This window comes from Aeromonas sp. S11(2024), assembly GCF_041402345.1.
GTDB classification, from domain to species: Bacteria; Pseudomonadota; Gammaproteobacteria; order Enterobacterales; family Aeromonadaceae; genus Aeromonas; species Aeromonas veronii.
Map to the genome: position 1 here is coordinate 138,228 of NZ_JBGLRC010000004.1, position 21,004 is coordinate 159,231.

General features: G+C 57.6%; 24 protein-coding genes, 1 tRNA gene and 1 pseudogene. 14 read left to right on the top strand and 12 right to left on the bottom strand.

Features of this window, described 5'->3' with window-relative positions:
- Nucleotides 1-140: 140 nt before the first annotated feature.
- The 9 genes and pseudogenes from ACB040_RS05375 to ACB040_RS05415 form a co-directional block, all read left to right on the top strand.
- Nucleotides 141-881 carry an ABC transporter permease gene (locus tag ACB040_RS05375; protein ID WP_005352911.1) on the top strand — a complete coding sequence of 247 codons (741 nt, stop codon included), beginning with the start codon at nt 141-143 and terminating at the stop codon, nt 879-881.
- A gap of 3 nt (nt 882-884) precedes the next feature.
- Nucleotides 885-1,577 carry an ABC transporter permease gene (locus ACB040_RS05380; RefSeq protein WP_005337302.1) on the top strand — a complete coding sequence of 231 codons (693 nt, stop codon included), beginning with the start codon at nt 885-887 and terminating at the stop codon, nt 1,575-1,577.
- Nucleotides 1,578-1,753: 176 nt separating this feature from the next.
- Nucleotides 1,754-2,413, top strand: coding sequence for a TIGR01621 family pseudouridine synthase (locus tag ACB040_RS05385; RefSeq protein WP_021230823.1), 660 nt, complete (start codon nt 1,754-1,756; stop codon nt 2,411-2,413).
- Nucleotides 2,413-3,123 carry an HAD family hydrolase gene (locus tag ACB040_RS05390; protein ID WP_338771375.1) on the top strand — a complete coding sequence of 237 codons (711 nt, stop codon included), beginning with the start codon at nt 2,413-2,415 and terminating at the stop codon, nt 3,121-3,123. The genes ACB040_RS05385 and ACB040_RS05390 overlap by 1 nt, the downstream gene beginning before the upstream one ends.
- Before the next feature lie 224 nt (nt 3,124-3,347).
- Entirely contained in the window at nt 3,348-4,484 is a 1,137-nt protein-coding gene (hppD, locus tag ACB040_RS05395) for a 4-hydroxyphenylpyruvate dioxygenase (RefSeq protein ID WP_338771372.1), read from the top strand.
- The gene (locus ACB040_RS05400) at nt 4,477-5,628 is read left to right on the top strand and encodes a homogentisate 1,2-dioxygenase (RefSeq protein ID WP_267511446.1); all 1,152 of its coding nucleotides are present in this window, start codon (nt 4,477-4,479) and stop codon (nt 5,626-5,628) included. Before hppD ends, ACB040_RS05400 begins: the two co-directional genes overlap by 8 nt.
- A 10-nt stretch (nt 5,629-5,638) precedes the next feature.
- A complete protein-coding gene (locus ACB040_RS05405; RefSeq protein ID WP_338771368.1) occupies nt 5,639-6,634 on the top strand; it encodes a fumarylacetoacetate hydrolase family protein in 996 nt (331 codons plus the stop codon).
- Nucleotides 6,635-6,773: 139 nt separating this feature from the next.
- Nucleotides 6,774-7,409, top strand: a complete 636-nt coding sequence (gene maiA, locus ACB040_RS05410) for a maleylacetoacetate isomerase (RefSeq protein ID WP_005361400.1) — start codon at nt 6,774-6,776, stop codon at nt 7,407-7,409.
- A 66-nt stretch (nt 7,410-7,475) separates the two neighbouring features.
- Nucleotides 7,476-7,957: pseudogene (locus ACB040_RS05415) on the top strand (IS3 family transposase); the annotation flags it as partial.
- Here ACB040_RS05415 and ACB040_RS05420 read toward each other — a convergent pair.
- The 3 genes from ACB040_RS05420 to ACB040_RS05430 form a co-directional block, all read right to left on the bottom strand.
- A complete protein-coding gene (locus tag ACB040_RS05420; protein WP_338771365.1) occupies nt 7,920-8,837 on the bottom strand; it encodes an IS5 family transposase in 918 nt (305 codons plus the stop codon). The pseudogene ACB040_RS05415 and the gene ACB040_RS05420 sit on opposite strands and share 38 nt — an antisense overlap.
- Before the next feature lie 156 nt (nt 8,838-8,993).
- Entirely contained in the window at nt 8,994-9,869 is an 876-nt protein-coding gene (locus ACB040_RS05425; protein ID WP_338771363.1) for a flagellar motor protein MotB, read from the bottom strand.
- Nucleotides 9,847-10,605, bottom strand: a complete 759-nt coding sequence (locus ACB040_RS05430; RefSeq protein ID WP_005351127.1) for a flagellar motor protein — start codon at nt 10,603-10,605, stop codon at nt 9,847-9,849. The genes ACB040_RS05425 and ACB040_RS05430 overlap by 23 nt, the downstream gene beginning before the upstream one ends.
- A 324-nt stretch (nt 10,606-10,929) precedes the next feature.
- On the opposite strand from ACB040_RS05430, the gene ACB040_RS05435 reads away from it, so the two are divergent.
- The 4 genes from ACB040_RS05435 to ACB040_RS05450 all read left to right on the top strand — a co-directional run bounded on the left by ACB040_RS05435 (nt 10,930) and on the right by ACB040_RS05450 (nt 13,663).
- Nucleotides 10,930-11,415, top strand: a complete 486-nt coding sequence (locus ACB040_RS05435; protein WP_338771361.1) for a hypothetical protein — start codon at nt 10,930-10,932, stop codon at nt 11,413-11,415.
- Nucleotides 11,416-11,544: 129 nt separating this feature from the next.
- Nucleotides 11,545-12,330: a Sir2 family NAD-dependent protein deacetylase gene (locus ACB040_RS05440; RefSeq protein WP_338771359.1), complete on the top strand. Its 786-nt coding sequence runs from the start codon at nt 11,545-11,547 to the stop codon at nt 12,328-12,330.
- A 47-nt stretch (nt 12,331-12,377) separates the two neighbouring features.
- Nucleotides 12,378-12,644, top strand: coding sequence for a cyclic-phosphate processing receiver domain-containing protein (locus ACB040_RS05445; RefSeq protein WP_371164847.1), 267 nt, complete (start codon nt 12,378-12,380; stop codon nt 12,642-12,644).
- Between the two features lie 416 nt (nt 12,645-13,060).
- The gene (locus ACB040_RS05450) at nt 13,061-13,663 is read left to right on the top strand and encodes a hypothetical protein (RefSeq protein ID WP_338771357.1); all 603 of its coding nucleotides are present in this window, start codon (nt 13,061-13,063) and stop codon (nt 13,661-13,663) included.
- A 385-nt stretch (nt 13,664-14,048) separates the two neighbouring features.
- Here ACB040_RS05450 and ACB040_RS05455 read toward each other — a convergent pair.
- From ACB040_RS05455 to ACB040_RS05495, 9 genes are all read right to left on the bottom strand, one after another.
- Nucleotides 14,049-14,136 (bottom strand) — tRNA-Ser (locus ACB040_RS05455).
- A 145-nt stretch (nt 14,137-14,281) separates the two neighbouring features.
- Nucleotides 14,282-14,899: a TPM domain-containing protein gene (locus tag ACB040_RS05460; protein WP_005337196.1), complete on the bottom strand. Its 618-nt coding sequence runs from the start codon at nt 14,897-14,899 to the stop codon at nt 14,282-14,284.
- 20 nt (nt 14,900-14,919) lie between these two features.
- A complete protein-coding gene (locus tag ACB040_RS05465; protein ID WP_371153531.1) occupies nt 14,920-15,645 on the bottom strand; it encodes a YgcG family protein in 726 nt (241 codons plus the stop codon).
- Nucleotides 15,642-16,232 (bottom strand): LemA family protein, encoded by a 591-nt coding sequence (locus ACB040_RS05470; RefSeq protein WP_005346564.1) that lies wholly within the window; start codon nt 16,230-16,232, stop codon nt 15,642-15,644. Before ACB040_RS05470 ends, ACB040_RS05465 begins: the two co-directional genes overlap by 4 nt.
- A gap of 85 nt (nt 16,233-16,317) precedes the next feature.
- A complete protein-coding gene (gene mepA, locus ACB040_RS05475; RefSeq protein ID WP_005359850.1) occupies nt 16,318-17,055 on the bottom strand; it encodes a penicillin-insensitive murein endopeptidase in 738 nt (245 codons plus the stop codon).
- Nucleotides 17,049-17,954: an amino acid ABC transporter permease gene (locus tag ACB040_RS05480; RefSeq protein ID WP_371153528.1), complete on the bottom strand. Its 906-nt coding sequence runs from the start codon at nt 17,952-17,954 to the stop codon at nt 17,049-17,051. The genes mepA and ACB040_RS05480 overlap by 7 nt, the downstream gene beginning before the upstream one ends.
- A complete protein-coding gene (locus tag ACB040_RS05485; RefSeq protein WP_368177239.1) occupies nt 17,954-18,775 on the bottom strand; it encodes a transporter substrate-binding domain-containing protein in 822 nt (273 codons plus the stop codon). Before ACB040_RS05485 ends, ACB040_RS05480 begins: the two co-directional genes overlap by 1 nt.
- A gap of 2 nt (nt 18,776-18,777) precedes the next feature.
- On the bottom strand, nt 18,778-19,575 hold the full coding sequence (locus ACB040_RS05490; protein ID WP_371153525.1) for an amino acid ABC transporter permease: 798 nt from the start codon (nt 19,573-19,575) through the stop codon (nt 18,778-18,780).
- Nucleotides 19,568-20,338, bottom strand: a complete 771-nt coding sequence (locus ACB040_RS05495; RefSeq protein ID WP_075115892.1) for an amino acid ABC transporter ATP-binding protein — start codon at nt 20,336-20,338, stop codon at nt 19,568-19,570. Before ACB040_RS05495 ends, ACB040_RS05490 begins: the two co-directional genes overlap by 8 nt.
- 106 nt (nt 20,339-20,444) lie before the next feature.
- On the opposite strand from ACB040_RS05495, the gene ACB040_RS05500 reads away from it, so the two are divergent.
- A complete protein-coding gene (locus ACB040_RS05500) occupies nt 20,445-20,987 on the top strand; it encodes a hypothetical protein (protein ID WP_368177241.1) in 543 nt (180 codons plus the stop codon).
- The last annotated feature ends 17 nt before the right edge of the window (nt 20,988-21,004 follow it).

Genomic DNA, 21,004 nt, shown 5'->3' on the forward strand with positions numbered 1-21,004 from the left:
TAGTCATCGGGCCCGTCACCTCCCTGAGGGAGTTTACGGGCCCGCATTGATTGCAATGGAGCTGCACATATTTCATTCGGACTGCTATGGAGCCTTCTGGTTAGCAGGTGCGTGAAGATTCAGTGGCGATGGAGCTGCATATGTTTGATTTGAAAGGATACGAAGCCTCGCTGCTGGAGGGCGCCTGGGTCACCCTGGAAGTGGCGCTGGCCTCCCTGCTGCTGGCGTTGCTGCTGGGGATGCTGGGGGCGCTGGCCAAACTCTCTCCCTACAAGTGGGCCCGGGCCATCGCCACCGGCTACACCACCATTATTCGCGGCATCCCCGATCTGGTGCTGATGATGCTGCTCTTCTTTGGCGGCCAGGTGCTGATCAACGGCATTTGCACCTGGGTCAACGAGACTTACAACAGCTGGTTACTGGAGAGTAATCCCAATCAGGAGTGGGTCTCCCTGCTCCCGGACTATATCGACATCAGCCCCTTTGTGGCCGGTGTCGCGACCATCGGCTTTATCTTCGGCGCCTACATGACCGAGACCTTTCGCGGCGCCATTCTGGCAGTGGACAAAGGCGAACTGGAGGCCGCACGGGCCTTTGGCATGCGGGCAACCCAGGTGTTTGTGCGGATCCTCTTCCCCCAGATGATGCGCCACGCTCTGCCCGGGTTTGGCAACAACTGGCTGGTGCTGCTGAAAACCACCGCGCTGGTCTCCATCATCGGCCTCGATGACATGGTGCGCAAAGCCTCGCTGGCGGCGGGCTCGACCCAGCAACCCTTCACCTTCTACATGGCGGTGGCGTTGATCTTCCTGATCTTCACCGCAGTCTCCACCTCGGCGCTCAAGTGGGCCGAGCGTCATTACGCCATCAAGACGAGGTAAGCCATGGATTTCTCAATCATTCTCAAAGAGTGGCCCACCTACTGGGAGGGGCTCTATACCACCGTCTGGCTGGTGGCCCTCTCTCTGATCCTTGGGTTGATGCTGGCGGTGCCCATGGGCATCCTGCGCAATAGCCGCAACTGGCTGATCAAGGGGCCAATCTGGGCCTATATCTACTTCTTTCGCGGCACCCCGCTGCTGGTGCAGCTCTTTATCATCTACTACGGCGCCGCCCAGTGGGAGTGGCTGAAGAACAGTGCCGCCTGGTCGCTCTTCTCCGAAGCCTGGTTCTGTGCGCTGCTGGCCTTTACCCTCAATACCGCCGCCTATACCGCCGAGATCGTGCGCGGGGCGGTACACAATATGCCGCGTGGCCAGATTGAGGCAGCCAACGCCTTTGGCATGACCCGCTGGCAGACCCTGACCCGGATCATTTTGCCCAACTCGTTTCGTCGGGCACTGCCGGCTTACAGCAACGAGGTGATCTTCATGCTGCAGGGCTCGGCGGTGGCGGGCATCATCACCATCGTCGATCTGACCGGCGCGGCGCGGATCATCAACTCCCGCTACTACAGTCCGTTCGAGGCGTTTTTGACCGCAGGGCTGCTCTATATGCTGCTCACCTTTGTCATCGTCTGGCTGTTCAAGAAGTGGGAAGCGCGCTGGCACGCTCACCTGCGCCCGCGCAATGTGTAAGGGTTGAGCTGCCAAGATGAGCGAAAATGGCTCCGCCTGTTGCAGGCGGGGCCATTTTTTATCTTTATCCTCTGCCCGCCCGGTTTGCCAAATGGCGGACGAGCAGGGAGAATGCAGCACTCCCGAGCGCCGCCAGCCGTTGGCTGCGTGCCTTATACCCCAGTTCCCGAGGTTCTATGTACCGGATATTGTTTGAGCATCCCGCTTTCCTGGTTATCGACAAGCAGCCCGGTATCGGCATGCACGACGAGAAGGGCGACGGTGAGTCGGTCAATCCGGGACTGGTCAATCGCGTGAAGGCCGATACTGGGCTCACCCTCTATCCGGTGCACCGGCTCGACAAGATGACCTCCGGCTTGGTGCTGCTGGCCCGCACCACGGAGGCGAATCGCGAGCTGAGCATGGCCTTTGCGGCCCGCGAGGTGAGCAAACAGTATCTGGCGCTCTCCGATCGCAAACCCAAGAAGAAGCAGGGCTGGGTGAAGGGGGATATGCAAAAGGGGCGTGGCGGTAGCTGGATGCTGGTGCGCACGCTGGATAATCCTGCCATCAGCTGGTTCGATTCGGTGTCGGTGCGCGAGGGGCTGCGGCTCTATCGCATCAAGCCCCAGACCGGCAAGACCCACCAGATCCGGGTTGCCCTCAAAAGTATCGGTGCCCCCATCCTCGGGGATGAACGCTATGGCGGCACGCCAGCCGAGCGCGGCTATCTGCATGCCTGGCGGCTCAGCTTTACCCTTTCGGGCGAGTCGTTCGATTTTGTCTGCCCGCCCGATGTGGGGAGTGAATTTGTCACTCCCGAGCTCACGGCAGCCATCGCTGCCCTTGCGCCCTGATGCTTATGCGCCCAGCGTCTGACACCATTATCCATTCAGCGATAGATCGTGATCCTGACGGGGGCACTCCGCGCTGGATCCTGGCCGACTTTGACGACACCCTGGCCCCCGGCGACAGCCACGCCGGTCTGCTGCGCTATATCCTGCGCCGCCGGATCTGGCCGCTGCTGCTGTTGCCAGTGATTGCGCTGGGTCGGTTGGTCTATTTGTTGCCAAGTCAGCTGCTACCCAGCCAGCGGCGGCGCGGTATCTCCCTTATCTGGTGGGCCATCACGTTGGGGCTTTCCCCTTTGGGCTGGCGCAAGCTGGTGCGCGCCTACTGCCGCACCAGGCCGGGGCTGTATCGTCAGGCTCGCGAATTGCTGCAAAGCGAGGGGGCGCGCTGCTGGGTGATCTCCGCCAGCCCCTGCGCGCTGGTGCGGGCCCAGCTCTATCAGCAACTGCCCGGCCAGTTGCCCCACCGGATCATTGGCTCGCAGATGCACTACCGTTTTGGCGGCCTGATGCCGCGCTTCTATTGCCACGGCCATCACAAGCTGCTGCCGGAGATTTGCGCCCTCGATGCCGAGCTGGCCTTGAGCGACAGCCTGCACGATCTGCCGCTGCTGGGGTTGGGGAAAGAGGCGTGGTTGATCAATCCGACGCCTGTGCGACTGCAAAAGGCCCGGGCCTGCTTGCCCCATCTGATGGTCAAAAACTGGCAACTGTAATGCAAAGCTGACAGCCATGCGGGTCGTCACCGTTTGATCCGCAAGGCTGCAGCTTGAATGTCACAATCTATTTACATTCTTTGCTGCCAGCTGCGAAAAACTATCTGCAACCCGCCTCTTCTCTTCCTGCTACGCCCTGCTTCTAATGAAACAAGTTGTTAACACTTGCCGCGCCGCTGGGTGCCGCAATCCGTTTTAACCGAATCAAGAGCAAGGAGCGCCCGATGAATGCCACCTCTTCCGCCACCCATACCATCAATCCGTTAGGCACAGACGGTTTCGAGTTTGTCGAGTACACAGCCCCCGATGCCAAGGGGATTGCCGCCCTCAAGAGCCTGTTTGTTTCGCTCGGGTTTGCCGAGGTCGCCAAGCACAAACACAAGCAGTGCTGGCTCTACCGGCAGGGGGATATCAACTTCGTGGTCAATGCCGAGCCTCACTCCCAGGCGGAGCAGTTTGCCAGCCTGCACGGGCCGAGCGTTTGCGGCATGGCATTTCGGGTGAGCGATGCGGGCAAGGCCCAGCAGTACGCCATCACCAAGGGGGCCAAGCCCTTTGTCGGCAAGATTGGCCCGATGGAGCTCAATATTCCCGCCATCTACGGTATCGGCGAAAGCACCCTCTCCTTTGTCGACCGTTATGGCGACAAGGGCTCCATCTATGACGTGGATTTTGTTTTCTACCCCGATTGGCAGGCCCGGATGGCAGAGGTGGATGCTGGTCTCATCGAAATCGATCACCTGACCCACAACGTCCATCGCGGCAATATGGATGTCTGGTCCAACTTCTATGAGCGGATCGGCAACTTCCGCGAAATTCGCTACTTCGATATCGAGGGCAAGCTGACCGGGCTGCACTCCCGTGCCATGACCGCCCCCTGCGGCAAGATCCGCATCCCCATCAACGAGTCGGCGGATGACAAGTCCCAGATTGAGGAGTATCTGCGTCAGTACAAGGGGGAGGGGATCCAGCACATCGCCATGGCTTCCAGCGATATCTACCACACCATCCGCACCCTGCGCAGCCGCGGTACCGGCTTTATGCCGACCCCGGATACCTACTACGAGAAGGTGAACAGCCGGGTCGAGGGGCATCAGGAGGATCTGGCGGCCCTCAAAGAGCTGCGCATCCTCATCGACGGCTCCCCTACCAAGGATGGCATCCTGTTGCAGATCTTCACCGATACCGTGATAGGCCCGGTCTTCTTCGAGATCATCCAGCGCAAGGGTAACGAAGGGTTTGGCGAGGGCAATTTCAAGGCGCTGTTTGAATCGATCGAGCTGGACCAGATCCGCCGCGGCGTGCTGGATGGCGGTGAGGATGAGAAGGGTGCCCGCAAAGAGGGAGCGAGCAATGCGTAACTGGATTAACTTTCCTCATCGGGAGGGAACCCACTCCCGACAGGCCCATGCCGACCTGCCGGAGCAGGCTATCTATGAGCGCGAACTGGGGCGCAGCGGCTTTTTCGGCCCCGCCACCCACATGCACCACAAGCATGCCCCCACCGACTGGAGCAGTTGGGAGGGGCCGCTGCGGCCACGGCTGTTTGACCTCAATGCCCTGCAAGAGGAGGTAAGCTCGCTCTCCCCCTGGGTGGCTCCCGACATTCTCAGCAACCCCCACTGCCGCTATCGCATCTGGCGGCTCTCCGAGGCGATGCCGTTTCTGGTGCGCAACGCCGACGGTGACGAGCTGCTCTTTATCCACGAAGGGAGCGGCGAGTTCTTCTGCGACTACGGCCACCTGAGCCTGCGGGACGGCGACTATGTGGTGATCCCCCGTGGCACCATGTGGCGCATCGAGCCGACAGCGCCCCTGTTCATCCTGATGATCGAGGCGACCAACGACAGCTACCAGCTGCCGGACAAGGGGCTGGTGGGCAATCACGCCATCTTCGACCCGGCGGCGCTGGATGTGCCCGCCATCAACGAGCGCTTTTTGGCCCAGCAGGATGAGAATCCCTGGTCGCTGCAGGTGAAGCGCCACGATCAGGTGTCGGTCATCACCTGGCCGTTCAACCCGCTGGATGCACAAGGGTGGCACGGCGATTTGTGCGTGGTGCGCCTCAACTGGCGGGATATCCGCCCGCTGATGAGCCACCGCTACCATCTGCCGCCGTCGGCTCATTCGACCTTTGTGGCGAGCCGCTTCGTGATTTGTACCTTCGTGCCGCGCCCCATCGAGAGCGATCCCGGCGCCCTCAAGGTGCCCTTCTACCACAGCAATGACGACTACGACGAAGTGCTCTTTTACCACGCGGGGGATTTCTTTAGCCGGGACAATATCGAGCGGGGCATGGTCACCTTCCACCCCGCCGGTTTCACCCACGGCCCCCATCCCAAGGCGTTTGCGGCAGGGCAGGCCTATGCCAAGAAGTTCACCGACGAGGTGGCGGTGATGTTAGATACCCGCGATGCGCTGAACGTCGGCAGTCTGTGCGAAGGGATCGAGAACACCCGGTATGTCTCCAGCTGGCAGCGCCCGGACGCTGCTGCCGGCAAATAAGGAATCGCTTATGAAATTGGCAACATTGAACAATGGCAAGCGCGATGGCGCTTTGGTGGTTGTGAGCAGGGATCTGGCCCGGGCGGTGCGGGTGAGCGAGATTGCCCCGACTTTGCAGGCCGCCCTCGATGAGTGGGCCGAGGTTGCCCCCAGGCTGGAGGCTGTCTATCAGCAGCTTAACGAGGGCCGTGCGGTAGAGGCGTTCCCCTTTGATGAAGCGTCTTGCCTCTCTCCGCTGCCGCGTGCCTATCAGTGGGCCGATGGCAGCGCCTACGTCAATCATGTGGAGCTGGTGCGCAAGGCGCGCGGCGCCGAGATGCCAGAGAGCTTCTGGCACGATCCGCTGATGTATCAGGGGGGCTCCGACAGCTTTTGGGCTCCCCGTGGGCCGATTGTGATGGGTTCGGAAGAGTGGGGGATCGATTTCGAGTCGGAGGTAGCCATCATCACCGACGACGTGCCGATGGGGGTAAGCCCGCAGGGGGCCGCCAGTCACGTCAAGCTGCTGATGCTGGTTAACGATGTGAGCCTGCGCAACCTCATTCCGGGGGAGCTCGCCAAGGGATTTGGTTTCTTTCAGTCCAAACCGTCCAGCGCCTTCTCGCCGGTGGCCATCACTCCGGACGAGCTCGGCGATGACTGGCGTGATGGCAAGGTGCTGTTGCCCCTGCGCACCCATCTGAACGGCGCCCTGTTTGGCGCACCGGATGCCGGGGTGGATATGACCTTCAACTTCTTCGAGTTGATTGCCCATGCGGCCAAGACCCGCCCCCTTGGTGCGGGCTGCATCATCGGCTCCGGCACCGTCTCCAACTACGATCGTAGCGCCGGTTCATCCTGCATCGCCGAGCGCCGCATGTTGGAAATTCTTGATTGTGATCAAGCTATAACCCCCTATTTGCAGTTTGGTGATAGAGTGTCGATCGCGATGGAGGATCGCTCTGGCCAAAACCTGTTTGGCACCATCTCTCAACAGGTGGTGCCAGCGAGCGGTCAGGGAGGTTGATGACCCGCGCCGGTTGGCGGCAAGGATATTCGGGATATGTCCGGATCACGACGAGCCCTCAACCGGTGCCGGATACACAAGGAGGCAGGTGGTGAGCACCTGCCGGGCTTCGGGCCCAGATAAGATGCAGGGACAGATTATGTTGCAGTTGTTTGGCTATTGGCGTTCGTCGGCAAGTTTTCGGGTGCGGATCGTGTTGCAGCTCAAGGGGCTCGCCTACGAGCAGCATCCCATCAATTTGCGGCAAGGCGAGCAGAGCGAGAAGGCCTATCGCCGGATCAACCCGCAAGGGCTGGTGCCGTTTCTGGTGGATGGCGATGTGCAGATCGGTCAGTCGGTCGCCATCATGGAGTACCTTGACGAGACCTATCCCGCCTATTCTCTGATGCCCTCTTCCCCCGACGCGCGGGCCCGGGTGCGCCAGATCGTCAATATGATCGCCTGCGATATCCACCCGCTCAACAATCTGCGGGTACTCAACTATCTGGAAGAGCACTTCAGGGCCAACAACGAGCAGGAGGCTCGCTGGTATCGCCACTGGATTGACGAGACCTTCACCGCCCTCGAACAGCTGTTGATGACCACCGCCGGTGTCTACTGCGTCGGCAACGAAGTGACCCTGGCCGACTGCATGCTGGTGCCCCAGGTCTACAACGCCCGCCGCTACGACATGACCCTGGACGATTACCCCACCATCCGCCGCATCGTCGCCAACTGCGAACAGTTGCAAGCCTTTATCAAGGCGGCCCCTGCCAACCAGCCGGATGCGCAGTGACCTACTGACTTGAATCGCGGGATGGCATCAACACGCCATCCCGTGCGCTATTTTCCCGTCATCTCAGTCTGGACCTGTGATATCACCTATATCGCCACCGACGAAGGTTGGCTTTATCTGGCTGGTCTCAAGGATGTGTTTACCTGTGAGATAGTGGGTTATGTGATGGGAGAGCGAATGACCACCGGGTTGGTCAGTCAGGCGCTGTTTCGGGCTGTGCAGCAGAAGAGGCAGCCTGTTGGGCTTATCCATCACACAGACCGGGGGGTGCCAAGGCTTACCGGGCTCTCCAGGTACGATTTGGTATGCAGACCTCCATGTCACGCAAGGGGAACTGCTTCGACAATGCCCTGATAGAAAGCTTCTGGGGGACTCTTAAAAATGAACTGGTTCACCACCATAGATTCAAGACGAGAGCGGAGGCCAAGGCAGCGATCCAGGAATACATAGAGATTTTTTACAACCGCCAACGTCGGCATTCACGACTTGGCAATGTCAGCCCGACGGAGTTTAACAAGAGGTATTGGAGAACAGTTCAGGCTGCTTGATCCGGGACAGTCCGATCTTGTCAGGACACCTCATTTCTCCCACTTGTCCGTTGTAATTACGCAGACTGATTTTCCCCGCCAGCAACTGCTTGAACCGATACATCGCCGTCTCTGCCAGCGATCGACGGTGATACCCCGATATCTTCTTCCAGTGCGCCAGCCCTTCCTTGCGCATTACCAGCACGGCCTCATTTCTTGGGTGCCCCTTTTTCCATAACCCCGCGTTCTTGCGGGGCGGGATGCAGGCTGTCGCCCCTTTGCGCGAGATAAGCTGATGGCTGGCTTTGCTGTCATACGCGCCATCCGCATAGACACGGCCCAGCTTGCGCCGCAGTGGATTGAGTAAGGTTGGCAGCACCTCGGCATCATGGACATTCTCCAATGACACTTCTGCTGCCACGATATCATGGGTTGCTGGGTTCACCGCCAAATGCAACTTGCGCCACACTCGGCGCTTTTCGGCGCCGTGTTTCCTGACTTTCCACTCACCTTCACCAAATACCTTGAGGCCAGTCGAGTCGATGACCCGGTCGGTGATACGTCCCTTGGCGGGCTGTCGATAGGCCACCGTCACCGTGCGGGCCCGCTTGCTTACACAGCTATAGTCCGGTGCGCACAGCGGCACATTCATCAATTCGAACAGGGAGTCGAGTAGCCCCTGAGTTGCGCGAAGCGTGAGGCTGAAAATCCCCTTGAGCATCAGGAAGGTATAAATGGTCTGGTCAGTGTAAAGCTGGCTGCGGCCCCGCAGCCCATGATGGTCGTGGTGGAACCAGTTGTTCATGGCCTCGGCATCAACCCAGAAAGTGAGTGAACCACGGTTAATCAAAGACTTGTCGTATTGAGGCCAGTTGGTGATGGGGTGAAGCGATATGCCCATGATGCAGACTTGAAGGGGATGGTGGTGATCAGATCACCAAGTCCTCAGTTAGTTCCTTGATTGGGGCAACAACGCCCGATTTGGGCAATAACACAAATAGACATAACAGGACTCTGTGTTCAAAAGAGGCTCCCGCGTGAAGCGGGAGCGGGGGGATCAGGGCTTGAGCAGTTGCAGCGACTCTTCTGCGGCCTTGCCCTGGGAGAGGGTGATATCGACCCGGCGGTTCGCCTGGCGATGTTCGGGGGTGTCATTGGCAAAGCGGGGTTGAGTGTCGGCAACACCCTGAGCGATGATTCGTCTGGCATCCAGCTGGGGATTGGTCAGCATGGTCTGCACGATGGAGGAGGCCCGCAGCACAGAGAGCTCCCAGTTGTTGCGATAGAGCTCCACCGGCGCTTGGGAGTTGTCGGTATGACCGGTGACCACTACCTGCCCCGGGATGTTGGCCAAAATTCCGGCGATCTTGTTGACCAGCGGGATGAACTGGGGCTGCAGGAACGCCGAATCGGCGGGAAACAGCGCCTTCTCGCCGATGCGGATCACCAGCTGACTGCCAAGCTGCTCGACCTCCAGATCCTTCGAGTCAATCTGGGCCTTTAGCTGCTGCTCCAGCTTCTGCTTGGTCACCTGCACCCACTCCTGCTCCTTGGTCTTGTGGGGCCAGGCTTCGGTGGCGCTCGGTTTTTCCGAGGCACCTATGGTCTCGTTGAAGGGGTCCGATGCCGCCATGGGGGCATCTTTCTCCAGCACAGTCTCCTCTTTCGGGCTGCTCGGCGTAGTTTTTGATTCTGGCTCGAGAATCCCTGTGCCCCCCTGCATCAAAGGTGAGCCGGCAGGCGGGGAGATGAGGCCGATTTTACCCAGCGACTCGATAAAGCCCTGGATAAGCACCCGGGTTTCGGACTGCTTGGCCATGGCAAAGGAGTAGAGCACCACAAACAGGGCGAACAGCAGGGTCATGAAGTCGGCATAGGAGACCAGCCAGCGTTCGTGGTTCTCCGGTGCTTCAGCCTTTTTCTTTTTGGCCACCGTGACCTCCCAGATAAGGTTCGAGGGTAACTTGCAGGCGCGCTTGGGATTCGCCATCCACGATGCAGAGAATGCCGGTCAGGGTCATCTCCTTGTAGTGGCGGATCTGGTGGGCGAACCCTTTGTAGCGGTTGCCGAACGGCAAGAAGATCAGGTTGGCGGCGGATACCCCGTAGATGGTGGCGATAAAGGCCACCGCGATGGCGCCACCCAGTTTGTCGGGGGCATCAAGCAGACCCATGGCGTGGATCAGGCCAAATACCGCCCCGACGATCCCCATGGTCGGGCAGTAGCCGCCCATGGCTTCATAGAATTTGACCGTCTGTTCGAGATCTTCCTGTTCAAATTCGATCTCGTTCTCCAGCACCTCATGGATTTTGGCCTTCTCGTAGCCATCGACCATCATCTGCACCCCTTTCTTAAGGAAGGGATCCTTGATCTCCTCGATCATCCCTTCCAGCGCCAGCATACCGCTGCGGCGGGCGTTGCCTGCCAGGGTCTCCAGCAACTGGGCCTGTTCCAGCAGGTCGAGTTTGAGGGGAGAGAGCAGCCATTTGAAACGCCTCATGGTGCTGCCGACGACGGAGAAAGGGAACTGGGTCAGCGCAGCACCTATGGTGCCACCTATCACGATAAGAAATGCGGGCAGATCGAGCAGTGCACTGGGATGACCACCCTCGATCATGTTGCCGCCAAGGATGGCGATCAACGCCAGTACCAAGCCAATCAAGCTCATCTTTTACACGTCCCTGCATGTTGATAATGGCTAGTGTAGCTACTTAAGTATCAGTTTTTCAAAATGAAATCCAATCGCTGAGCAATTAATGGGCGCTGGGTAACGTCCGCAAAGGGAGGTATGTTGAAGGGGAGCAAATCGATGAAGCTTGAAGGAAAATAACCAAGGGGGCGGTGATCTGATCTCCGCCATCCTCTTCAAATCTGTATCATGGGTAAGTTGCTTCACCTCGTCACAGAATCGTCCCCAGCATTAACTCAAGGCTTCTAAATCTTCCTTACACGAGTGTGCTTTACGCTAAATACTGTGTGAGTAAGAGCAACCATGATTTCAACTAGAAAAGTCCTGCAAATCCATCGTTTCGTCAGTCGTGCCATTGATCAAAAACCCACTATAACCACCCAGGGTATGTTGCAAATCCTGGACTGGACCATCATGCGGGTCCAGCAAAATAAAATAAGGGAGGAGGCCTATCCCTGTATCTTTGCCAGAGGGGCTGAACTGTTTTATCTGATTAGTTCAATCCGACCGTTTAGGCGATACAACCAGTTAACCGCATTGTGTGCTGTTGACTGGTGTGTCCGACAACATGGCTTTGGCCTCAAAGCTCTGTATCTGGATGAACAGCAGGCCATAACGGAGCGCATAAGACGCGATTACCGAGAGCCACTCTTGCAGGCATGTGATCATTTTGCTCAGGAGTATCGCTACTGGTTTTTCATGCATAGCGAACCCTTCAGTAAACAAAGTGCCAAGTCTGCCAGTGCAATAACATCCATTAGTCGCAGCTTGTTTGAGCTCAGCTGGTAACTGCCGCTCCCCCTCATTTTTACCTCAACGAGGTGAGTAGGAACATAGTCATGAGGTGTGATCCCAACCCCCTGGTTCAGTAACAAATCAATCGGGTGGGCCGGTCACACCTTAACAAAAGGTGGTCGTATGCAACCAATCTCTTCCCGAGCACGAAGACATCAGCGCCGTCACAGAGAAAAAAGAGCACAAGCCTCGGTAACAGGCCAACACTACCATCCCACAATCCTCTTTTTTACCGGGGCGGGCTTATCAGCGGAAAGCGGTGTGCCCACGTTTAGAAGTGAAGGCATTTGGCGTAATCATGAGAACTGGCGCTATTCCCACGCTAGTAGCATGAGTACGGATCTGGCTGGTTTCTTGGCCTTTCACAACAAACGGCGTCAAACCATGTTAGAAGCCGCCCCCTCACAGGCGCATTATCTGATAGCCCTGCTACAACAAAAATGTACTGTTAGGGTCATCACCCAAAATATTGATGACTTACATGAGAGAGCAGGTAGCCATGAAGTCCTTCATCTACATGGTTCAATCCAGTTTTTGGTTCCCATAGGTTTTCGTAGCAAAAAATATCGGCTGCCTTGGCATGAGGATGTTGCGATCGGTGATCGCAGCCCATCCACTGGCTCACAATTGCGTCCAGATATCGTGCTGTTTGGTGAAAAAATTTATGAGTATCAACAAGCTCGTCGCTGGCTCTGCGAGGCTGATACCGTAGTAGTTGTCGGCACCAGTTTGCTTGTTGAGCCTGCGAGCTCTCTGTTACAAAACATCAACCCTGGCGCATGTGTCTACTACATCGATCCCGATCTTGGTTTGTCATCCAGACTACCGTTTCCCGGTGAGCTGATTGTTGATGGGGCCTATCGCGGTATTGCTCACGTATTGGAACTGAACCTGGAAAAAATGGTATGAAATTGTATCTGGACGATGAAAGAAAAAATCCGGTAGGGTAGATTCGTATCTTTTGGCCGGACGAGGCGATTGCATGGCTAATAACAGAGATGGTGACTGAAATTAGTCTTGATTATGACCTCGGTGATGATAGAGGAACCGGATACGACGTGATTCTCTGGATAGAAAATGAGGTAATGACAAATCACTTCATCCCTCCCAAAATTCATATTCATTCAGCAAATGTCTCCGCAAGAATAAAAATGGAACTGGGCATTATGGCCATAAATAGCTTTTTAGGGAATTCAACATGCCAAGTCCAGAGCTGTGGCTAAACTCCAGAGATAGTAAATTATGTCACTATGTATAAAGCACTCTGGAACTTGGGGAAGAATTGATATCTGCAATGAACTTTCAACAGTTAAAAATCACTCCCCCCCCTGAAAAATAAAAAGGCTTCTAAAATCGACAAGTACGAGTAATGAAATTTTCCTTTTAAAACATAAATGGTAAAAACGCTATCTTGTTGACTTTTATTTAATTCAGAATGACAATCTAACTTCCACTTTGACGATGTAATGGACAATGTATGAGTACGGATATCAATTTCTTGTGTAAAGAGAGTCTGTTTGTGTTCATCCAAAAAAAATATGATAACTTAAAGAATGATATGATATGATATGATATGATATGATATGATATGATATGATATGATATGGGATGGGACCTACTTTTCTGTAGGCATGATAACATGCTATCCCCTCAGTATCCTGTCGCATTCTTTGGTATAAATCCAGGTGGTGGACCATGTGATACCAATGCGATTTCAGTGGAGTCTGAATGTGCATACTACAGTGAACCCTGGAAGGGCTGCGAGGAGGGTGAAGCACCGCTACAACAGCAGATGAGAGCCTTATATACAATGATTGGCGATGAACTGGGTGTATCATACAAACAGCTCATGGATGGCTCTCTGATGACAAACTATATTCCCGCTCGCTCACGAAATTGGCATACATTAAAAGGAAAGGATGAGTGGCTTGAACATGCTCGTGAAATATGGAATGAGCGTATAAAGCAGGTTCACTGTAAACTCTATATCGCGATTTCGAAAATCGTATTTGATGAACTGGATAGCCATTTAATCAAGCATGGTTTCCAGATGGTTGAAAAAATCAATGAACAGATTGGCTGGGGGAGAGTCAGATACCAAATTCAGCGTTACGAACGGGGTGATCAAGTTTCCTTGCTTGTACGCCTCCCTCATTTGTCAACATACAAAATATTTAGTCGTCCAGCATGTCAACCATCAATAGATCGAATCAAGTGTGAAATATCTAAAACTATAAAATGATCATGTACAGGGCCTTAAGCATTGAGTTCTTTTAACATACTCTTCAAGGTCCTGTTCCGTGTCTATTATCCCTGCTTGGTTTGGTGATCAGATCACAGAGCCCTCAGTTGGTTCCATTCAAGCTGTATTGATTTGGGAAACAACGCCTCTTGTTGCTCCTGTTGTGACAGGAAGGAGCGCTTGTCGGGTGGGGCAATCACAAAAGCAAGGTAGGGGGCGGGTGCTGGCAATATGAAAAGCTGTGATGTTCCATCAGGGCTTTGCAAACCGGGGGATGAGAGAGTGGATGATCTGCCACTGCGTGGCTCTGGCTCACTTGTCGGCATAGGTGTTTGCGTTTGCCGGAAAGCAAAAAACCGACCCTGAGGTCGGTTTTTTTTAAATTTGGCGGTGAGGGAGGGATTCGAACCCTCGATACGTTGCCGTATACACACTTTCCAGGCGTGCTCCTTCAGCCACTCGGACACCTCACCAAATTTTCGTTCGCTGCGCTGTTGTGCTGGAACGGGGCGTAATTTAGGGGAAAGGGCTGTGTGGGTCAACCTCTTTTCCCCTTATTTTTCATAATCTTTTCCGAATGCCTAACCCTTGTGCAGAATGCCGATTTTTTAAACCGGATCAGGGCTTGTCGAGGATGATCAGACTGTCCGGCAGCTCGTTTTGATCTCGGGTGGCCGGGAAGGCGTCGGTCAGAATGGCGCTAACGCGCTCTACGCACTCCAGAAAACCCTGTTCGATCTCCTTGTTGCGCACTCGTGCCACGAAGTCGTCGATGATCTCCTGCCACTGGCCGTTGTCGATATGCTGGGCGATGCCATCATCCACCAGTATTTCTACATAGTGCTCGGCGGCCGAGACGAAGATCAGCACCCCGAGCCGGTCGCGGGTACGGTGCAGCCCCTGCTCGACAAATTGCAGGCGAGCCATCAGGGCAGCCCGGTGCTGGCGAACCTTCTTCGGGATGAGCCGCATCTTGATGGGGGTCCAGTGGAACAGCAGGCTCAGCAGCAGCCAGACCGACCACTGCACCAGCAGGATTTCGTACCAGCCGAGCCAAAAGCCGAGCTGGAACACCAGCAGCGGGGTGAGCATCGCCAGCAGCGCCGCCCAGAGGGTGGGAATGTAGCGATAGCCATCGCTGGCCGGGGCCAGCACGGTGACCAGTTCAGCATCAGTCTCTAGCTCCGCTTCACGCACCTTGGCCTGAAGCGTGTGGAAGAACTGTTTAGAAATCATGATTTGTCTCTTTACTCCTGTTACCAGCCACCGGAGGCTCCGCCGCCGCCAAAACTGCCGCCGCCACCGCTGAATCCGCCGCCGGAGCGACCACCAAAGGAGCCGGCACCCAATCCACCAGCCATGTAGGTCGACCGACGTCGTCCTCCCGGCCCACCGCCACCACCCCCGCGCAGGTTGTGGAGCACGATCATCGCAATCACCACCAGAATAAACAGCCAGGGGCCGCCACCGTTGTCACTCTTTGGCTGCTCGACCGGCTGATATTCTCCGGCGAGTGCCTTCATGATGCTCTGGCTGCCCGCCATGATCCCGGCCACCATATCGCCGCGCTTGAAGGCGGGCAGGATGCGGCCATGGATGATGTTGGCTGCGATGGCGTCGGGCAGGGCGCCTTCCAATCCATAACCTACCTCGATCCGCACCTTGCGTTCATCCTGGGCGATCAGCAACAGCACGCCATTGTTTTTGCCTTTCTGGCCGATCCCCCAGTGGCGACCGAGCTGGTAGCCGTACTCCTCGATAGTCTCCCCATCGAGGCTGTCGACGGAGACCACCACCAGCTGGATGCCGCTGCGCTTTTCAAAGGCGGTCAGCTGTTGGGTCAGTTGATGGGCCTGTTTGCGGGACATCAGACTGGCTTCATCCACCACCCGTCCGCTCAGCGTCGGGAAGTCGGGTGCCGCTTGCAGGGCACTGGCCCAGAGCAGCAGACAGGGAAGAAACCAGCGCAGCATCATCTTCATTGGAAGCTGACCTTGGGCGCCTCATCGGCACCGGGTTTGGCACTGAAACTGGGTTTGGCTTCCAGATCCGAGTAGAGCAGCTTGGACCAGATAACGCCGGGGAAAGTGCGGATCTCGGTATTGAACTGGCGTACCGCCTCGATATAGTCGCGGCGAGCCACCGAGATGCGGTTCTCGGTTCCTTCCAGTTGGGCCTGCAGGGCAAGGAACTGCTGATCCGCTTTCAGCTCGGGGTAGCGTTCTACCACCACCATCAGGCGGGAGAGGGCGCTTGAGAGCTGGTTCTGCGCCGCTTCAAACTCCTTGAGCTGGGCAGGATCGCTCACCTGTACGCTGCCGACCCGGGCACGAGCATCGGTGACCGCCTTTAGGGTCTCCTGCTCATGGCTGGCGTAGCCCTTGACGGTTGCCACCAGATTGGGAATGAGATCGGCACGGCGCTGATACTGGTTCTCCACCTGCCCCCAGCTCGCCTTGACCTGCTCATCCAGGGTCGGAATATTGTTCATGCCGCAGCCGGTCAGGCCGAGCAGCAGGGTCAGGGTCAACAGGCTCTGCGTGGTTCTGCGCCAGAGTGATGTGGCCATCTTGTTGTTCTCCTTTGATATTTCGAGTCGATAGTGCGCCATGGATGGTGTACGACCAAGAGTGCATAACCATACCAGCTTGGGGTCAGTTGCCACAACGCGCAGGTAGCTCAGGTCGCTTGTTGATGCCGGATACCTTGGGCAGCTGGGGCTTGTCTTTTAGCCAGGATGCCAGCTCTTCCCCACAGCCATTGCCGGGCGGAATGGGAGCCTGGGGTTCACAATCGGGGCTGCCCACCGGGCAGCGCAGCCGCACGTGGAAGTGGCTGAAGTGGCCCACCCAGGGGCGTAGCTTGGCGACCCAGGGTTCGTTACCAGCTTGTTGGCAGACCGCGGATTTGATCACCGGATTGACGAAGATGCGGGCCACCTCGGGTTTGCTGGCCGCAAGCCGCAGCAGGGTGAGCTGCTGTGGGCCAAAGCGGCCCGGTAACATTTTGTAGCTGGGTTCGTCGATCAGTGCCCACTCCTTGGGGGCATCCTGCTCCCACTTGCTGATGGGACGGTTGGCCATGCGAAACCAGATATCGGCATCAAGTCCGGTCTGATGGCTGCGATGGCCAGAGGTAAAGGGGCCGCCCCGGGCCATCGCCAGATCGGCGATATAGAGATCCGGCAGCCCGGCCATGCGGGTCTGGTTGGCCAGCGCTTGCAGATAGTGGATGAGGTCGGGGTGGCCGTAGTAGCGCAGCCGTTTGGTACGGATCACCTGATAACCCGGCCCTTCGAGGGGTAGGGATACGCCGTTTTTCAGGCAACCGGCGGCATAACCACCGATGGCTTCCGCTTGCAATACAGTCGCCAGCAACAGGGACGTCAGCATGTACGTGCTCCTTGTCTTGCTTCGAGTCGGCTCAGCAATACGAACAGACTCAAACATATAAATAAATAGGCCGCGGCCACCAGCAGCCAGATCTCGTAGACCAGTCCGCTGGAGTTGGCCATCTCGGTGCCGACGAAGGTGAGCTCCTGCACCGAGATAAGGGAAACGATGGCGGTATCCTTCACCAGCGCAATGAGCTGGCCGGTGAGGGGGGGGAGCATCAGCAGCATGGCCTGCGGCAGGATCACATGGCGCAGCCGCACCCAGGGAGAGAGCCCGAGGCTCTGCGCCGCCTCCCACTGGCCACGGGGGATGGCGGCCAGCCCGGCGCGGACGATCTCGGCGACGAAGGCTGCGCTGATCATGCCAACGCAGAGGGTGCCTGAGATGAGGTTCTCCCAGCGGGCAGGTGGGCCAAACAGCGCCTCTTGCCACGGGGAGAGTGATACGGTGCCGAGCCAGCGGGAGAGGCCGCTTGCAGGCAGCAGCTGGTTGGCGATAAAGAAGTAGAAGATGAAGATAAAGACCAGCGGCGGCAGATTTCGGATCAGCTGGATAAACAGGGTCGTGGGCATCACCAGCCAGGGTCGGCGGCTGAAGGCGGCTACCCCCAGCGCAGTACCGAGCAGCAGCGCCAGCACCATGCCGAGCAGGGCGATGCGCAAGGTAGTGAGCAGACCGCTGAAAAAGTAGGGCAACTCGCCGTGAGGGCCAGGGGTGAACAGCAGATCGAAGGCTTCATGCCAGTGCCACTGATAGGCTACCCCGATGTGCAGGCGGCTGGCCAGCCAGAGACCAGCCAGCAGCAGGATCAGGGCGATCGCCCCATCCAGCCAGTTAATGCGCCGAATTGGCGCCCGGACGATGCGCCGGATGGTCTCTTTTAGAGCAATCAGCATCAGGGGTTGGCGACCTGCGCTTCCCAGGCCAGCGACTTGAACCAGTAGTCATGGCGCGCCTTGAGCCAGCCATCGGCCTGACGGGCGGCGATCCACTCGTTGAACTGCTCAGCCAGGGCATCATCCCCCTTGCGTAGGGCAAAGCCTTCATCGCCTTGTGCCAACGGCTCGGCAAACGGCATAAAGAGGGCATCGGGGTGGCGCAGCGCCTCTTGCTCGGGTTTCGGGGAAGATGAGAGGGCGCCGTGGGCGCGGCCGTTCAGCACCTCCTGAAATACCTGTGACTCGTCATCAAACTGGCGCAGGGTGGCCTTGGGGAAGTGTTCTTTTGCCACCTGTACCGGTGAGGCGCCACGACGTACCGCCAGGATCACCCCGCGCTGGTTGAAGTCCGCCACGGTTTTCTTCTCTTTGGCCATGGTGCTGGAGGCGGCCAGCTGCACCCCCGAATGGGAGTAGGCCTGGGTGAAGCGCACGCTCTTCTCCCGCTCGGGGGTGATGGTGAGGCCGCCGATGATGACGTCATATTTTTTCGCCAGCAGGGAGGGGATGATGCCATCCCAGGCGGTAGGCACGAACTCTACCTGCCAGCCGTTATCTGTGGCGAGGCGATGGGCCACGTCAATCTCGAAACCGATCAGGGCCCCCTGCTTGTCGCGCATCGCCCAGGGGGCAAAGGTGGACATGCCGACCCGCAGGGTACCGCTCTGCTCGATCTGCGCCTGGGTGTCGGAGGGGGCAGTTTGTGCCAATGCGGGAGTGAGCAGGCTTGTCAGTAGCAGGGCCGCGCCCGACAGGGCGGTTTTGAACGATAAATTCATGGTTAGCGTCCTTGTTGATCCGGATTCAGGTGACGGGCCAGCGCCCGCGAACAGGCTGACAGCGTCAGGGTTAACAGCAAATAGAGGGCAGCCACGGTAAACCACACCTCAAAGGTCAGAAACGTATCGGCAACCAGAGTACGCCCTTCGTTGGTCAGATCGAAGATGGCGATCACACTCACCAGCGCCGAATGTTTGATAAGGGAGACCAGCTCGTTGGTCAGCGGCGGCAAGGTGATGCGCACCAGCTGGGGCAGGATCACCTTGCGCAGGGTGATGGTTCGCGACAAGCCAAGCGACTGGGCTGCCTCCCACTGTCCTTTGGGAATGGCCTGTACGCCTGCACGCAGCACTTCGGCGGTGAAAGCGCCCTGATAGAGGGAGAGGCTCAACACGGCGCAGGCAAGGGGGGCCAATCCCAGCATGGGGCCCAGCAAGAAATAGAGAATATAGAGCTGCACCAGCTGGGGCGTGGTGCGCACCAGCGCCAGATAGGCGATGGCGAGCCAGGGGCCGAGCCTGGAGGGGAGCAGCCGCAGGCTAACCACGCACAGACCGACCGCCATCGTGCCCAACAGACTGAGCAGCGCCACCTGCAAAGTGACCAGCAGGCCGTTTAGCAAGGGGCCGGCATAAAAAGTTCCCTCATCCCATTCGCCGAGAAAGGGCAACACCCGTGGCCACTGCCACTCATAGCCCATCTGGCGAGCGCCGCTATAGAGCGCCCAGCCCAGTAGCGCACAGAGCATCACAGTGCCTGACAACCAGCCAAGCAGGCGGGGGCGTTTGAGCCTAGCCATGATAGCTGAGCACCTGTTCGAGGAAGGCCCGGGTACGTGGGTGACGAGGGGCGTTGAACAGTTGGGCGGGCGGGGCCGACTCGATAATCTTCCCTTCATCCATAAAGAGCACCCGATCCGCCACCTGACGGGCAAAGCCCATCTCGTGGGTAACGCAGATCAGGGTCATCCCCTCGTCAGCCAGCTCGCGGATCACATCGAGCACTTCGCGGATCATCTCGGGGTCGAGGGCGGAGGTGGGCTCGTCAAACAGCATCAGCTCGGGTTGCATGCAGAGGGAGCGGGCGATGGCGACCCGCTGCTGCTGGCCGCCGGAGAGCTGGTGAGGGTACTTGTCGGCCTGAGCCTGAATGCGCACCCGCTCGAGCAGACCGAGCGCCCGGGCTTTGGCCTCCTGGGGGCGCAACCCCAGGGTATGCACCGGCGCCACCATCAGGTTTTCCAGCACCGTCATATGGGGGAAGAGGTTGAACTGCTGAAACACCATGCCAACCCGACCTTGCAGGCGGCGCAGGTAGGAAGGGGTCACCGGCTCGCCAAACAGGAACAGCTGGCCGTCGTCGATCCCCTCCAGCCCGTTAATGGTGCGGATCAGGGTCGATTTTCCCGAGCCTGACGGACCACAGATGACCCACTTCTCTCCCCGTTCAATGGTGAGATCGATGTGATGAAGAGCCTGAAAGTCGCCATAGAATTTGTCGACGCCACAAAAGCGCACACAGGGTTGCGAGCTGGTCAAGAAGCGGGTTCCACTGAGAATCATTTACGCCATGGTATTGATTTTATAGGGGGATGACAAAGAAAACCCCCTTGTCAGCATCCTGATGGCTATTCACAATGGCGCCATTTCGTGATGACAGGAGCTTTTCATGCGTATTACATCCTTGCTTGCCGGTTCCCAGGTGCAGCTGTTGATGCCGCCAGCGGTTCGCTATCGCTGCGTCATTTTTCTGCTGTTGCTGGTGAGTTGGGGCGTGGTGGTGGCCTCCTTGTGGGATGGCTGGGGCGCCATGGCGCTGCTCAACTGGGTGGGCGTGGTCTTTGGTGGCATCACCGGGATCATGGTGTCGCTGCCCCGCAGCTGGCAGCCCTGGCGCCTGGCGGAACTGGGGTGGGACGAACAGCATATCTATCTGCTCAATGGCAACAAGGATGAGGCGCTGGCGCTGCCCCGCAGCCAGCTGGTGGCGCTTGAACGGGAGCGGCGAGTGGGCCACGACGGCCAGTGGCTCGACTTTAGCCTCGATCTGCAACTGAGTGCAGAGGAGCTGGCGGCGGCCATTGCCTTACTGGATCTCAAGGCGGGGGAGCTCCATCTGGTGAGCCCGTCTGTCTATCGCTTCGGCTTTAAACGGGCCTGGCACGGTCGCCGGATGCTGGCGCAACGGTTGTCAGATCTGCAATCGGCCTGAGTCGACTATTTTCTCGA

What these genes read in the sequence shown, in the direction of transcription:
- ACB040_RS05375 (WP_005352911.1), top strand. Translation starts at nt 141, where the DNA reads ATGTTTGATTTGAAAGGATACGAAGCCTCGCTGCTGGAGGGCGCCTGG.
- ACB040_RS05380 (WP_005337302.1), top strand. Translation starts at nt 885, where the DNA reads ATGGATTTCTCAATCATTCTCAAAGAGTGGCCCACCTACTGGGAGGGG.
- ACB040_RS05385 (WP_021230823.1), top strand. Translation starts at nt 1,754, where the DNA reads ATGTACCGGATATTGTTTGAGCATCCCGCTTTCCTGGTTATCGACAAG.
- ACB040_RS05390 (WP_338771375.1), top strand. Translation starts at nt 2,413, where the DNA reads ATGCTTATGCGCCCAGCGTCTGACACCATTATCCATTCAGCGATAGAT.
- hppD (WP_338771372.1), top strand. Translation starts at nt 3,348, where the DNA reads ATGAATGCCACCTCTTCCGCCACCCATACCATCAATCCGTTAGGCACA.
- ACB040_RS05400 (WP_267511446.1), top strand. Translation starts at nt 4,477, where the DNA reads ATGCGTAACTGGATTAACTTTCCTCATCGGGAGGGAACCCACTCCCGA.
- ACB040_RS05405 (WP_338771368.1), top strand. Translation starts at nt 5,639, where the DNA reads ATGAAATTGGCAACATTGAACAATGGCAAGCGCGATGGCGCTTTGGTG.
- maiA (WP_005361400.1), top strand. Translation starts at nt 6,774, where the DNA reads ATGTTGCAGTTGTTTGGCTATTGGCGTTCGTCGGCAAGTTTTCGGGTG.
- ACB040_RS05420 (WP_338771365.1), bottom strand. Translation starts at nt 8,837, where the DNA reads ATGGGCATATCGCTTCACCCCATCACCAACTGGCCTCAATACGACAAG.
- ACB040_RS05430 (WP_005351127.1), bottom strand. Translation starts at nt 10,605, where the DNA reads ATGAGCTTGATTGGCTTGGTACTGGCGTTGATCGCCATCCTTGGCGGC.
- ACB040_RS05435 (WP_338771361.1), top strand. Translation starts at nt 10,930, where the DNA reads ATGATTTCAACTAGAAAAGTCCTGCAAATCCATCGTTTCGTCAGTCGT.
- ACB040_RS05440 (WP_338771359.1), top strand. Translation starts at nt 11,545, where the DNA reads ATGCAACCAATCTCTTCCCGAGCACGAAGACATCAGCGCCGTCACAGA.
- ACB040_RS05450 (WP_338771357.1), top strand. Translation starts at nt 13,061, where the DNA reads ATGCTATCCCCTCAGTATCCTGTCGCATTCTTTGGTATAAATCCAGGT.
- ACB040_RS05460 (WP_005337196.1), bottom strand. Translation starts at nt 14,899, where the DNA reads ATGATTTCTAAACAGTTCTTCCACACGCTTCAGGCCAAGGTGCGTGAA.
- ACB040_RS05465 (WP_371153531.1), bottom strand. Translation starts at nt 15,645, where the DNA reads ATGAAGATGATGCTGCGCTGGTTTCTTCCCTGTCTGCTGCTCTGGGCC.
- ACB040_RS05470 (WP_005346564.1), bottom strand. Translation starts at nt 16,232, where the DNA reads ATGGCCACATCACTCTGGCGCAGAACCACGCAGAGCCTGTTGACCCTG.
- mepA (WP_005359850.1), bottom strand. Translation starts at nt 17,055, where the DNA reads ATGCTGACGTCCCTGTTGCTGGCGACTGTATTGCAAGCGGAAGCCATC.
- ACB040_RS05480 (WP_371153528.1), bottom strand. Translation starts at nt 17,954, where the DNA reads ATGCTGATTGCTCTAAAAGAGACCATCCGGCGCATCGTCCGGGCGCCA.
- ACB040_RS05485 (WP_368177239.1), bottom strand. Translation starts at nt 18,775, where the DNA reads ATGAATTTATCGTTCAAAACCGCCCTGTCGGGCGCGGCCCTGCTACTG.
- ACB040_RS05490 (WP_371153525.1), bottom strand. Translation starts at nt 19,575, where the DNA reads ATGGCTAGGCTCAAACGCCCCCGCCTGCTTGGCTGGTTGTCAGGCACT.
- ACB040_RS05495 (WP_075115892.1), bottom strand. Translation starts at nt 20,338, where the DNA reads ATGATTCTCAGTGGAACCCGCTTCTTGACCAGCTCGCAACCCTGTGTG.
- ACB040_RS05500 (WP_368177241.1), top strand. Translation starts at nt 20,445, where the DNA reads ATGCGTATTACATCCTTGCTTGCCGGTTCCCAGGTGCAGCTGTTGATG.